Consider the following 13,380-nt stretch of genomic DNA (forward strand, 5'->3'; position numbering starts at 1 on the left):
CTCCTCCACTTTGGAGAAAAGGGCGAATATTTATTTATTGATAAATGTATATCACTGGCTAACCAAAAAGATTATTCGTGATCCCTTTCGATATAAGCTATCACATCACCCTTTTGCACCTTAGAACCTTGCTTGGCACCTATCTCGACAAGTTTTCCCCCGAGGCTGGCGCCTACCTCGACAAACTCGCCCCAAGGAGCCTGAATGTAGCAGAACGCTTCTCCCTCCTTATAGGTCTTGCCGATGTATGGTTCTATCGCCGGAGCGGCCTCTCCGTCGCCTTGGAACTCCCAGTACACCTGTCCCTTCACGGGAGCCACGATGGCATCAGCTTTGGCGTGCTTGTAAGCGGCCAACTGCTCTGGCGTGGCGTTACCGCCAAGCTTGGCATCTTTAGCCTTCTGCAAGTCGGCCAAGAAATTTTTCTTGGCTTGCCCACTCTTATAGTTCCTGTATTGCTCTGGGTGCATGGCCAATTCCCACAGCTCCTCGTCATCCTGACCATAGTCCCAACCATTCTCGTCCATCTCCTTCTTGAAGTCATCGAGCGCGTTTGGCAGTAGCGTGTGGGGGTCGGCATCGGTAAATTCGAAACCCTTTTCTTTGGCCAGCTTAACCAATTCGTCATCTATCTTGCCGGGCACCTTGCCACTCTTGCCAAGAATCATGCCCCACATGGCGTCGTCCATCATAACATACCGCCCCTTGCCTTGCTCCAATGTGAGCAGGTTGAAAAGCGCGATGTTCTTGGTGTACTGCGAGAACGGCGTTACCAAAGGTGGGTATCCCACCCTCGGCCACACGTAAGCCACCTCATCAAAGAGCTTGATGAGCAGGTCGTCCATGCTCTGTGGTTCCTCGCCCTTCTTTTTGCGCAGGTTGTTGATGGTGTCGTACATGCCTTTCAGATCAGACATCATGGAGCCCATCATGCCGCCAGGTAGGCCACAGGTGAGCAGAAGCGAGCTCATCACCTTGTTTTGCGGGTTGATGAAACAGCCAAGCCATTCGTCGATAAACTCTTGCGTGAGTGCGCGCGCTTTCATGTACGCGCTCATGTTGATATCAGGAACGTCAAAGCCCGCGTTGCGAAGCATGCTCTGAACGGATATAACGTCAGGATGTACCTTGCCCCATGACAGTGGCTCTATGGCCGTGTCAATAATGTCCACACCATTGCGGCACACCTCAAGGACCGATGCCATGCTCAGTCCGGGACCGGAGTGACCGTGGTATTCCAATATAATATTGGGATGTTTGTCCTTGATACGTTTGGCCAACTGGCCCAAGAACGCCGGCTGACCGATGCCAGCCATATCTTTCAAACATATCTCCTCTGCTCCAGCCTCAATCTCCTGATCGGCCAAATGCTCATAATAGTCGAGCGTATGTACGGGAGACGTCGTGATGCACAGCGTGCCCTGCGGAGTCATGCCCGCCTCTTTGGCCCACTTGATGGATGGCGCAATGTTACGAATGTCGTTCAGACCGTCAAAAATGCGAGGTATATCCACACCCTGTGCGTGTTTCACCCTGTACATCATGGCACGCACATCGTCTGGCACTGGATACATACGCAGGGCATTCAAGCCACGGTCTAACATGTGGGTTTTGATGCCCACTTCATTAAATGGCTTGCAAAAGGCGCGCACAGCCTCGTTTGGATTTTCACCAGCAAGCAATTGTACCTGCTCGAAAGCGCCACCATTGGTCTCCACACGCGAGAAACATCCCATGTCGATAATTACCGGGGCGATACGCTCCAACTGATCTTTGCGAGGCTGAAACTTGCCTGAGCTCTGCCACATGTCTCTATATATGAGACTAAACTGAATTTTCTTGCTCATTATTTTTGTGCTTTCAATTCATATTTCAAAACCAGTCCTTCACCTATGCATTGAGAGGAATGGCATTACGATTAGGTATGCAAAATTAGATAAAAAAATCCAAATTAGGTCCGATAGTACGTTTTTTTTATTCTTTTATAATTATCTTTGCAAAGAACAACAGTCATACATGATGATATTTAGAAAAATATTTGTTGCAATATTTATTGTCATAACCATCGTGAGCTGCAAGCGCCAAGCTGCCGACACGACCAATATAAACGACCCTTTCGCAGGAGATTACCGGATGGCTGGCGACAGCACCGTCTATGGATTGGCCTGCAAGGGAAGCTCGGACGACGCCATACTATTATTGCCCGCAGACGGAAGCGACCCCGTGAGGTATGACATTGTTTTAGCCACACGTAGAAACAAAGTGCTGGGCAGCATCAATACGGGCGACCGCATTGCGTTAGTGCCAAACAAGAAACACGCGAACGTAGCCGACATGGTTATCAATTTGGATGAGCTGAAGGGCGTATGGTGCTATATGGTCATGCCGCAAATGCGGCAAGACAGCTACGAACAAGAGCAAGTACAGGACCGCACTAAAGACTCGATGGCCGATTCTCTGGCACTCTCCCTGTTCGTACCACTCGAATACGGCTTTTGGCTTAAATCACAAGGAGAAGCTGCCAGCGTGGGCTACATACGCGAGTTGAACGCCTTGGCAGACGAAAGTCCCGTGATATACCCATCGCTTGACTATTTCATCAAATGGCAAATATGGAACGGAAAATTTATTTTGGCGAGTGGAAAGCCAAAATACGACAAGGACAACACGGTGGATGGCTTCACAGACATCAGATACGACACATGTTCTATCGATTTTCTTAGCCATGACTCATTAGCGCTCACCGACCGCAATGGCACTCGCTGCTACTACCGTAAGAAAGATGCCAACGAGGTGAACAAGAAAGCGCAGACCATCGCCGACAAGCATAAGAAAGCCGCCTTAAGAAGAAACGCCCAACCATAAGATGCGGCGGGGCGCATGCAAAACGATGATTTGGGTGGGCGGTAACCACCTCAATCTGTCAAGAATATATCAAAAAAACAGGTGGTCTACAACCAATTGATTTAGCGGCAAAAACGTGAATTATTTATTTAAAAAAGACTTTGGCAACATCTTTGTCTCGCAAATATTTTGCCATTGGTACTCATTGGTCTTGCGTTTCGGTACTAAACGCGAGCCGTTTCGGTCTTTTTCACGGTGCGTCCAAGCCTTAATGGCCACACGATTAAGGCCTAATGACAAGTTGCTTGGAAAACTTTTTTGAGCCGATTTCATATTTTCATTCCCATCGCGCTGATTTACAGCACATGAAAGAAAACTCACATGCTTCGCGTATTTGTAGGCAACGCCTCTGCCATTTGCATACAAGTGATTTCTGAGAGGTGTTTTGTCATGTTTTTTCCACATTATTTTTTCAAATCCACCATCACTTGCCAGTTGGCTATCACAACGTCTGTTTTTGCCAAACAGCGCATAAGGCCACATACCGACAGCTCGCAAGCATGGGTACGCGAAACCCGCTCATGCGTTCGGAAATGGTTATCTCATGCCATGATTGGCAAACCTCATCTCGGCCATACGCTCGTATTTGGTGCCCGGCCGGCCATAGTTGGCATAAGGGTAAATGCTGATGCCACCTCTCGGTGTGAACAATCCAACCACCTCTATATACTTGGGCGACATGAGTTTGACGAGGTCTTTCATGATGATGTTGACACAATCCTCATGAAAATCGCCGTGATTGCGAAAACTAAAAAGATACAATTTCAGGCTCTTGCTTTCCACCATGCGTTCTGCCGGCACATAACTGATGCGTATCTCGGCAAAATCCGGTTGCCCCGTGATGGGACAGAGCGACGTAAACTCGGGACAATTGAACTGCACCCAATAGTCGTTTTCGGGATGCTTATTGTTGAAAGTCTCCAATACTTCGGGGGCGTAATCCATACTGTATCGTGTCTGTGCGCCCAATGATTTCAATCCTTCTTGCTCTCTGTTTGATGCCATAATCCTTACAAACTAAATACTTTCCATACGTTATAACTCTCGTCTGTGTCGTAAACGTCCTCTCCCTCGTGCTGCTTCATCGCTCTCACGATCCTCACGGTGATGGGCAACGCCAACACCTCGTAGATGGTTTTGAGAACCACTTGCCACAACATGAGCCAAGGCAACTCGCTCGCTGGAACCACGCCGGCCAAGGCCAAGGGAAAGAATATAACCGAATCACAGGTCTCGCCAGCAACGGTGCTGAGTATGGCTCGCGCTGAAAAACGCTTGCCTCCGTCGCGTATCTTCATACGGCTCATCACGTAAGCATTGACAAAACTACCAATGACAAACGCAACAAACGATGCCAGCGCGATACGTGGGGCCAACCCGAAGATGGCATGAAAACCCGCATCGTTGTTCCAATAGTCGGCGCCCGGGATGAGGTCGCAGATGGCACCCATAGCCACAAAAAAGAAATTCATGGCAAAGCCCGTCCAAATGAGCAATCGCGCCTTGCGAAATCCCCACACCTCGCAAACACAGTCATTAATGATATAAGATACGGGAAACACGATGAAACCACCCGTGAGACTGATGGAACCAACCGATATTTGCTTTGTTTCCAATACGTTTGCCGCAATGAGGCAAACACAAAAGAGTATGCTGAAAAGCATAAACAGCACACTCACGGTCTGTTTATTATTGTTCATGTCTTGTTTTTTAAGAGGTTTACCAAGCACTCTATTTCAGCCGCAAAGGTACGATTATATTTCCATTCGTGACCGATAAGTATCTAAAAAAGTGTTTAGATCCCACCGATTATGGCAACAATGGGCACAAAAAATGGTATGCGGACCCTCTTTTTGCGCCCATCATGGGCTAACCGTCAGGCCGCTTGGCTGACGAGATAGGCCATGTAGCCCAAAAAACCGGTCGTAAGCAACGCTCCCTCCCATCGCTCAACTCGATATTTCGTGAACGAGAAGAGCCACAACACAACAATGGAAAGAAGTAGCGCGCCAAGGTCCACACTGGTTATGCCCTGAATGTCCATGGGCGAGATAAGGCCCGTAAGACCAAGTATCATCAAGATATTGAACACGTTAGAACCTAAAACATTGCCAATGGCGATGCCACTGTTGCCACGACGAGCGGCCACCACCGTAGTGGCAAGCTCTGGAAGCGACGTGCCACAGGCCACGATGGTAAGACCGATGAGTGCTTCGCTCATGCCAAGATTGGCGGCAATGGCCGATGCGTTGTCCACAAACACATTGGAGCCAAGCACCAAACATGCCAAACCGACAACTAAAAACGCCACGGACCGAGAAACGGCCATGGGACGCTTCTTGACGGAACCGCCATCAGACCCTTGCCCGAAATTAGCGCGCGCTCCCTTTAGCGTGATGTACATGAACATGCCAAACATGGCAAACAACAATAGCGCATCGATCCGAGAGATGCTCGAATCAAAGCACATTACAAGCAATACCACCGACGCGATGATGGTAAAGGGCATGTCTTTTTTCACTGTTGCAGGCAAAATATGTATGGGACATATCATAGCCGCAACACCAACGATGAGTGCTGTATTGAAAATATTGCTTCCCACGACATTGCCAACAGCCAAATCGGGCGTACCATTGATGGCCGACATGAGGCTCACAAAAAACTCGGGCATGGACGTTCCAATGGACACAATGGTGAGACCGATGACTATCTGGGGCACACCCATGCGCTCGGCCAAGCCCACGGCGCCATCGGTAAGGCGGTCAGCACCCCACAAAACGATAACGATGCCCGCCACGAACAACACAACTTGAAGCCACAATTGTGATGCTGCGAACGTAAAGAGTGGTAACATTTGCATAATAGGATCAATTGATACGTTGTGCAAATGTACATAAAAAAATGGAACTTAATGAGCATGTACACAATTAATAATGTTACGTATTGATAAAAAAAACACATTAAAAGGCGTTTATACAATAAAATAACGATAAGTGAAAATCATTTGCCTATAATTGAAACTCATAACAATCTAAATGTCTTAACTTTGCTTGCAAAATGTGATCAATCATCAAACACATTACAAAACCTATTACTGCCTGACGCATTAAGGAAATAAATTCCCAAGCAGAGGTAAACAATATAATAATTTATTGCTGTTCGCTAAAATGACTATCTTTGCTCATGGTTATATTTTTTCTCAAAAAACAAAGAAAACCAACAAGGTTGATACCTCGTGAGAAACGTCAGCCCTAATTTTTTTAATTTAATAATGTTTTACCGGACAGCAATAATTTATTTTCAAATCTTCAACCAATCATTTAAAAATTACATGTACAATATTCACAGAATAGTATTTGTACATTTTCCCACAAAAATCAATGTTGGTACGAAAAACGAATGATCACTGTTAGAACAACCAATTCACCTGAAATCGTGGCACCGCCTATGATGTATTTTCAAACGGTGCACCTACTTTCTCCACAGTGCCACATAGCAGTCTGTCCATACATGGCACTGCGAAATCTCTGCCATTCTAAAAATGTTTCATCGCCCGATCCATTTCTCGCCGGTCTTCTTTCTCCTTGAGACTTTGGCGTTTGTCGTATTCCTTCTTACCTCGGGCTAAGGCAATGTCAACTTTGGCACGACCATTATTATCAATAAAAACCAAGGTTGGAACGATAGTCAGGCCAGGTGTCTTGGTATCTTCGGCCAAATGCCTGATTTCTTTTTTTGAGAGTAACAGCTTGCGATCACGCTTTGAAACGTGGTTGGAATAAGAGCCATAAAAATAGGGTGAAATGTTCATACCCTTAAGCCATATCTCACCATTGCTCACGATACAAAACGAGTCTACCAATGATGCCTTGCCCAATCGGATAGACTTGATCTCGGTACCGGTGAGCACAATGCCCGCCGTGTAAGTGTCAATGAAGCTGTACTCGAACGAGGCTTTCTTGTTTTTTATCTGTATAGGGCTCTTCTTGCGAAGTGCGAGCGCGTCTTTATTCATGTTCTACGATTGCGAAATTTTCGATATTTTCGTCCACATAATGAGCTACTTGGGTGGTGAAATCTTCCTCTAACTCTACAAAAGCATCATCATAAACGTCAAACTCCGGATGTTGCTCGTACAGCGCGTCAAACTCTTCCTGCGTACAGTCTTGTTCAATAGCCTCATGACATTTGCTATAAAGACGATGGGTTTTGTGGATGATGCGATAGAGTTCGGTCAACCCCCATTCACGCACGGCTTTATCAAAGGGATTGCGATAGATAAAATCGCCATAGCCATTATGAATGAGTTGGACAAAACCGCCGCTCATCAGCTCGTCGCGTAAAATAACATAGGCTATCAGCGTGATTTGGTCAGAATTGAGCATAGACATATTGTCCGCGTTCAACTCGCCACCGATACTCTTGAGAATTGCGTCTGAAAACACAGCGACGAATGCGTCCATACCCTCTTGTGAGGCTCGCCTCACTTCGGAATCTTTTACCCTTACCTCTATCATTATCTATTATTGGTTTAAGATTGCAAAGATAAACATTTTAAGCTGTAAATATTCTCGTTATGCGTAAAAGGTTGTTAAATTAAGCACATAACGATCAATGTTTACGCCATTAAATTACCAAAAAATATCATTGAATGAGCAATGTGATTGGAACGAAACATACCACAGTTTCTCCTTGGTAGCAATGGCGTGAGCGAAAAATTAAAAACAAATAGCCACTTGCATGTCGTTATACAAGTGGCCAACTGTTAGTTGTGATGGATAAATTATTTAATTATCATTTGTCTTGCAATGCTTGCATACACCTTTGTAATAAAGTTGCATCTCATCAATGGCATGCCCGTCTATGTTTTTGGGTTGTTCCATTCGCGGAGGAACCTCATCAAAAAGATCGTAAACATGTCCACATTTACGGCAAAAGAAATGAACGTGTGGGCGAATGTCGCCATCATAACACACACGATGATCGTCAATGGTGATCATCTGAGCAGCGTTATGTTCGGCAAAAAGTCTTAACGTGTTATAGACAGTGGTACGACTCAATGTCCTTATTTCCTTGCAAATGCCCTGATAGACATCCTCTACGGTTGGGTGAGTGTGATGGGTAAGCAGGTAATTCATAATAGCCAAACGTTGCATGGATAATCTGACGCCACAACTTACCAATCTATCATAAGCTTCTTGATTCATAACTCTTATTCGTTTAATATTTACTCATCTATCACTTAGATGTGCAAAAATAAGCAATATAATAGCCTTTAGCAAATATTTTGATATAAATTTTATCAAATTAAATTAATTTCAGTTAGCAATTTATTACATTATCATTTAATCTTCGTGACATTATTGTTAAAAAACGGCTTATTTATGAGAACATCGCATCGTGTCAAACATATAAAAATACCAAGCCATCGAGTCGATAGCTTGGCATTGCGTAATGTACCTTTTGACACCTGTGCTCTATAGAGGACAACGTGCAAATGGTTTTGAGAGAAACTTAAGCAGGCTGTTATTAGCCCTTAAGACAGTTACTCTGGCTTCATATTGGTGTACACGTTCTGCACATCGTCAAACTCTTCGAGTTTTTCCACCATCTTGTCAATGGTTTCGCGCTGCTCTGGCGTTACGTCTTTCAAGTCGTTTGGAATGCGTGTAAACTCTGCGCTGGTAATCTCAAAACCATTGTCCTCAAGGTATTTTTGTATTTCACCAAAAGCTGTTGGCGAGCCGTAAATAGTGGTTTCGCCCTCCTCTTCATCCACGTCGTACTCGTCTTCCACCTCGTGGTCGATAAGGTCAAGTATCAATTCGTCCATGTCCACCCCCTCTTTCGTCTTGAAAGTGAACACGCTCTTGTGGTCGAAAAGGAAACTCAGCGAGCCTTGATTGCCAAGATTTCCATTGAATTTGTTAAATACCGAGCGCACGTCGGCAACGGTTCGGGTGGTGTTGTCGGTCAGGGTCTCTACGAAAACGGCTATTCCGTGGGGTCCATATCCCTCGTATGTCACATCCTTGTACTCGCTGGTGTCTTTGCCCATGGCATTCTTGATGGCACGGTCTATGTTGTCCTTGGGCATGTTTTCCTTCTTGCATGTGGCGATAATCGCACGCAAGGTAGGGTTGTTCTCAGGTTCGGGTCCACCAGCTTTTACTGCAATGCTGATTTGTTTACCTAATTTTGTGAACGTGCGGGCCATGTGCCCCCACCTCTTTAACTTAGTAGCTTTACGATATTCAAATGCTCTTCCCATGGGAATTTGTCTATTTATATGATTATTATCTATCTTAGTTTAACGCAATTCAGCACCCAATTTTGTTGTCAAATTATGGATAAGTTTCTGCATGATAGCGTCAATCTGTTTGTCATTCAATGTTTTTTCTTCGTTCTCAAGAATGAAATTTACGGCGTAACTCTTCTTTCCGTCGGGCAGGTTCTTGCCTTGATACACGTCGAAAAGGACAACATCACGCAAAAATTTCTTCTCCGTCTGGCGGGCTATTTGCTCTATTTGCGCAAACTCCACGCCCTCATCAAGCAGCAACGCGAGGTCACGGCTAACGGCTGGGTACTTGTTAAGTTCCTTGAACACTATCTTGTTTTTCTTGATAGCCTTCATGATACCAGTCCAATTAAGTTCCGCATAGTACACGTCATTGTCGATATCCAACTTGCGTAACACTTTTTTGGAGATTTTGCCATACTCCGCAAGCATCTTGCCACCGCGGTTTTTAATGGTCAAACCATAAACGAAGATATTGTTGTCGCTCTTCGAGGCCACCATGATCTCGTCTGGCACGCCAGCCCTTCGCAGTATATTCTCAACATAAGCCTTGAGTTCATAGTATGACGTTTCCTCGTCGGGATGCGCCCACGAACCCTCTACACGCTTACCAGTGATCCACAATCCAAGGTGGTATTCCTGCGAATAGGCTTTGATGGAAGCGTCGTTGTCATCTTTCTCTGGCGCATAATGATAAACATTTCCAACCTCAAAAAATTTGAGATTGGTGCGTTTTCGGTTGATGTTTCGAGCCAAAGACTCCAATCCTCCGAACAGCATAGTTTGGCGCATGACGCCCAAATCCGCGCTCAAAGGATTCATTAGTTTCACCGTGTTCTTCCAAAGGTATGCGCTCAAATTGTCTTTTTCATAATAGGACGACTTGGTAAGCGAGTTGTTTAATATCTCATTAAAACCGCAACCCACCAATTGTTCGCTCACGATATTTTCCAATCGGTGTTCCCTGTCCTCGTCCCCCTCAACGGTAAGCGATGATTTTAGCTGGGTGGGTATTTCCACATTGTTATACCCATATATTCGAAGGATATCCTCCACCACGTCGCACGGGCGACGCACATCCACGCGATAGGCCGGAACCAACAGTTCCATGCCCTCCTCGTTCTCGCTTACTATTTTCATCTCAAGGCTTTGCGCTATACGCCTTATGGTATCCTTGCCAAGGCTTTTGCCTATTAGTCGGTCGCAATATTCATATCGCAGGCTCACCTTGAAATCCTCCATTGGCTCTGGATAGACGTCTTTCACCTGCATGGAAACTTTTCCGCCAGCCAGCTCTTTGCACAGTATAGCAGCCTGTTTCAATGCGTAAACTTGTCCGTTGGGGTCTATGCCACGCTCAAACCTGAAACTTGAGTCAGTACTAAGTCCATGCCTTCGCGCGCTTTTCCTAATCCATGTAGGATGAAAATAGGCGCTTTCCAACACCACGTTTCTCGTTGTCTCGTAGGTGCCAGAGCCTTTGCCGCCAAAAATGCCGGCAATGCACATAGGCTCCTCGGCGTTGCAGATACTCAGGTCGTGCTCCCCAAGTTCATGCTCCTCGCCGTCCAATGTCACAAATTTTGTGCCTTCAGGCTGCGTGCGCACTACTATTTTGTGCCCCGTTACCATATCCGCATCAAAGCAATGCATGGGTTGACCGTAGGCCATCATGATATAATTGGTGATGTCCACGATATTGTTTATAGGGCGCAATCCCACGGTCACAAGCTTGTCTTGCAACCATTTGGGGCTTTCTTTCACGTCACAATCTGTCACGCTCAAGCATGCGTAGCGTTTGCATGCCGCAGTATTCTCTATCTCTACGTCGATAGGCAACGACTCATTGTCCACCTCAAACCTGTCGCAATCCGGGCGATGCAATGTAGTTTCATACCCCCGTTGCACCAGCCAAGCGTACAAGTCGCGCGCCACGCCATAATGACTCAACGCATCGGCGCGGTTCGCCGTGATGTCGATGTCTATCACCCAATCGCTCTCCAAGTGGTAATATTCGGCGGCAGGCGTGCCCACGACAGCGTCTTCTGGCAAAACAATGATGCCCTCGTGACTGTTGCCCACGCCTATTTCGTCCTCGGCGCATATCATGCCAAAGCTGTCCACGCCGCGCAGGCGCGATTTCTTGATGACAAATTCCTTGTCGCCATCATAGAGCACACAGCCCAAATCGGCCACGATGACCTTCTGGCCTGTCGCTACATTGGGTGCGCCACAAACTATCTGTTGCGGTTCGTTCTTGCCCAAATCAACGGTTGTGACATGCAAGTGGTCACTGTTTGGATGGGCTTCGCAGGTGAGAACCTTTCCCACATATAGACCTTTCAGGCCTCCTTTGATGGCTTGCACTTCCTCCAAAGAGTCCACCTCCAACCCCGTGGAGGTCAATGCGTCAGCGGTTTCTTGGGGCGTTAGCGAGAAATCCACGTACTCCTTAAGCCACTTATATGAAATCTTCATGAAATTATTGAGTTTATAAACCTTCGAATTGCCTGCAAAATTACTAAATTAATACGACATGCCCAAGCACACGTCGTGTTTTCTTATTCTTCGCTTTGCAGAACAGGCAGCGAGATATGGTAGCGCAAGGCCAAAAAACGTATTGTGATAATGGCTATGAAAGTGACCACCACCGTTACGGCAAAATTTAACTCCAGCCATACCATAAACCAATAAAGCAACCCGCCAGCGACACTCGCCATAGCATAAATCTCTTTTTGAAACACCACGGGTGGTTTATTCAGAAGCACGTCTCGGATAATACCGCCTGCGCATCCCGTGATACATCCCATGATAATGGCCACCCAAAATGGCTGAGCGCAGGTTAGAGACTTCTGAATGCCGGCTATGGTAAACAGTGCCAATCCAATGGTGTCAAAGAGCAACCACGTGTTATCCAGCCGCTTCATGTATTTCGCAAACACAATCACGATGACTTGCGCGAGCATCGTACAGACCACATAGAAAGGCGAAGTCATCCAGAACGGTGTCACGCCAAGCATCAAATCGCGGAGTGTACCACCACCGATGGCTACGGAAAAACCGCAGACAAAACCACCAAACCAATCATATTTCTTCTCGGCCGCGTGTCTTATTCCAGACAAGGCGAAAGCCAATGTTCCGAGCAACTCAAGGATTACCTGTATCGAGCGAACAAAATCGGGGTCTCGATAGAATATTTCATACCACATTTTTAGGTTGTCCAGCTATAAAGGCATTTACGTTTTCCACAGCTATCTTGAGTAGTCTCGCCCTCGCTTCCATAGACGCCCAAGCGATGTGGGGCGTGAAATAGGCGTGGGGCTGTTTTAGCAACGGATTATCTTTGGATGGTGGCTCCAAGCCCATCACATCGGCGCCATAGCCCAAGAGGTGCCCATCAGCCAAGGCGTTGGCCACGGCCTGCTCATCCACCAACTGCCCACGGCCTGTGTTGATGAGTATGGAGCCGCGCTTCATACGTGCCAATCGCTCGGCGTTGATCATTTTGTCGGTATTGGGTGTAAGCGGACAGTGCAATGTCAACACGTCTGATATGCTCAGTAGGCCGTCCAATGTGGTTTTCTGAATACCCTCAGGTAGTTGTGCCGCCTCTTTAGATGTCATGGCAAACACATCCATGCCAAACTGGCGGGCTATCGTGGCTACGTGCATGCCGATATTGCCTAACCCCACAATGCCTATCGTTTTGTCAGCAAGCTCAATGATGGGTGTGTTCCAAAAACAAAAGTCTTTGCTGTTACTCCATTGGCCATCGCGTACCTCGTTGGCGTAATGCCCCACTTGGTTGGTAATGTTCAGTATGTGCGCGAAAGTCATCTGCACCACACTGTCAGTGCTATATGCCGGAATATTGGACACGATGATGCCACGCTCGTGGGCGTAATCCACATCCACCACATTATAACCCGTAGCGAGTACGCCAATATATTTAAGATGTGGCAGCCTATCGATGGTGTCACGTGTTATCTTTACTTTGTTTAACAGGATGATTTCAGCATCCTTGGCATATTCCACCACCTTGTCCTCCGAGGTGCGCGGATACACCTTTAAGTCTCCTAATTTTTCCATCTCCGACCATGACAGGTCGCCGGGATTGGCTGAATAGCCATCTAATACTACAATTTTCATTTCTCAGTTTTTATCGTTTCGTCGTC

13 protein-coding genes are annotated in these 13,380 nt (G+C 46.5%); 1 reads left to right on the top strand and 12 read right to left on the bottom strand.

The genetic code is table 11. From position 1 onward, the window contains the following. Positions 1-71: 71 nt before the first annotated feature. Positions 72-1,847 (bottom strand): biotin/lipoyl-binding protein, encoded by a 1,776-nt coding sequence (locus tag C7379_RS01605; protein ID WP_116615692.1) that lies wholly within the window; start codon positions 1,845-1,847, stop codon positions 72-74. Positions 1,848-2,016: 169 nt separating this feature from the next. On the opposite strand from C7379_RS01605, the gene C7379_RS01610 reads away from it, so the two are divergent. Next, positions 2,017-2,865, top strand: a complete 849-nt coding sequence (locus C7379_RS01610; protein ID WP_116615693.1) for a lipocalin-like domain-containing protein — start codon at positions 2,017-2,019, stop codon at positions 2,863-2,865. A 120-nt stretch (positions 2,866-2,985) separates the two neighbouring features. Here the strand turns inward: C7379_RS01610 and C7379_RS01615 are convergent, their stop codons facing one another. From C7379_RS01615 to C7379_RS01665, 11 genes are all read right to left on the bottom strand, one after another. Beyond that, positions 2,986-3,387 (bottom strand): hypothetical protein, encoded by a 402-nt coding sequence (locus C7379_RS01615; protein ID WP_116615694.1) that lies wholly within the window; start codon positions 3,385-3,387, stop codon positions 2,986-2,988. A 54-nt stretch (positions 3,388-3,441) separates the two neighbouring features. Next, positions 3,442-3,909 (bottom strand): preQ(1) synthase, encoded by a 468-nt coding sequence (gene queF / locus C7379_RS01620; protein WP_116615695.1) that lies wholly within the window; start codon positions 3,907-3,909, stop codon positions 3,442-3,444. A 5-nt stretch (positions 3,910-3,914) separates the two neighbouring features. Further along, positions 3,915-4,604, bottom strand: a complete 690-nt coding sequence (locus tag C7379_RS01625; RefSeq protein ID WP_116615753.1) for a queuosine precursor transporter — start codon at positions 4,602-4,604, stop codon at positions 3,915-3,917. A 176-nt stretch (positions 4,605-4,780) separates the two neighbouring features. Beyond that, positions 4,781-5,764: a calcium/sodium antiporter gene (locus tag C7379_RS01630; RefSeq protein ID WP_116615696.1), complete on the bottom strand. Its 984-nt coding sequence runs from the start codon at positions 5,762-5,764 to the stop codon at positions 4,781-4,783. Between the two features lie 675 nt (positions 5,765-6,439). Beyond that, on the bottom strand, positions 6,440-6,919 hold the full coding sequence (gene smpB / locus C7379_RS01635) for an SsrA-binding protein SmpB (protein WP_116615697.1): 480 nt from the start codon (positions 6,917-6,919) through the stop codon (positions 6,440-6,442). Further along, positions 6,912-7,421: a DMP19 family protein gene (locus C7379_RS01640; protein ID WP_116615698.1), complete on the bottom strand. Its 510-nt coding sequence runs from the start codon at positions 7,419-7,421 to the stop codon at positions 6,912-6,914. Before C7379_RS01640 ends, smpB begins: the two co-directional genes overlap by 8 nt. 270 nt (positions 7,422-7,691) lie before the next feature. Next, complete coding sequence (locus C7379_RS01645) at positions 7,692-8,111, bottom strand: Fur family transcriptional regulator (RefSeq protein ID WP_116615699.1); 420 nt, start codon at positions 8,109-8,111, stop codon at positions 7,692-7,694. Between the two features lie 338 nt (positions 8,112-8,449). After that, on the bottom strand, positions 8,450-9,175 hold the full coding sequence (locus tag C7379_RS01650) for a YebC/PmpR family DNA-binding transcriptional regulator (RefSeq protein WP_116615700.1): 726 nt from the start codon (positions 9,173-9,175) through the stop codon (positions 8,450-8,452). A 39-nt stretch (positions 9,176-9,214) separates the two neighbouring features. After that, entirely contained in the window at positions 9,215-11,683 is a 2,469-nt protein-coding gene (gene pheT, locus C7379_RS01655) for a phenylalanine--tRNA ligase subunit beta (RefSeq protein ID WP_116615701.1), read from the bottom strand. Between the two features lie 83 nt (positions 11,684-11,766). Further along, positions 11,767-12,414, bottom strand: coding sequence for a trimeric intracellular cation channel family protein (locus tag C7379_RS01660; RefSeq protein ID WP_116615702.1), 648 nt, complete (start codon positions 12,412-12,414; stop codon positions 11,767-11,769). Then, complete coding sequence (locus tag C7379_RS01665; protein ID WP_116615703.1) at positions 12,404-13,354, bottom strand: D-2-hydroxyacid dehydrogenase; 951 nt, start codon at positions 13,352-13,354, stop codon at positions 12,404-12,406. Before C7379_RS01665 ends, C7379_RS01660 begins: the two co-directional genes overlap by 11 nt. Positions 13,355-13,380: the final 26 nt, after the last annotated feature.

Origin of the sequence: Hallella colorans (genome assembly GCF_003096815.1) — a bacterium.
GTDB lineage: Bacteria > Bacteroidota > Bacteroidia > Bacteroidales > Bacteroidaceae > Prevotella > Prevotella colorans.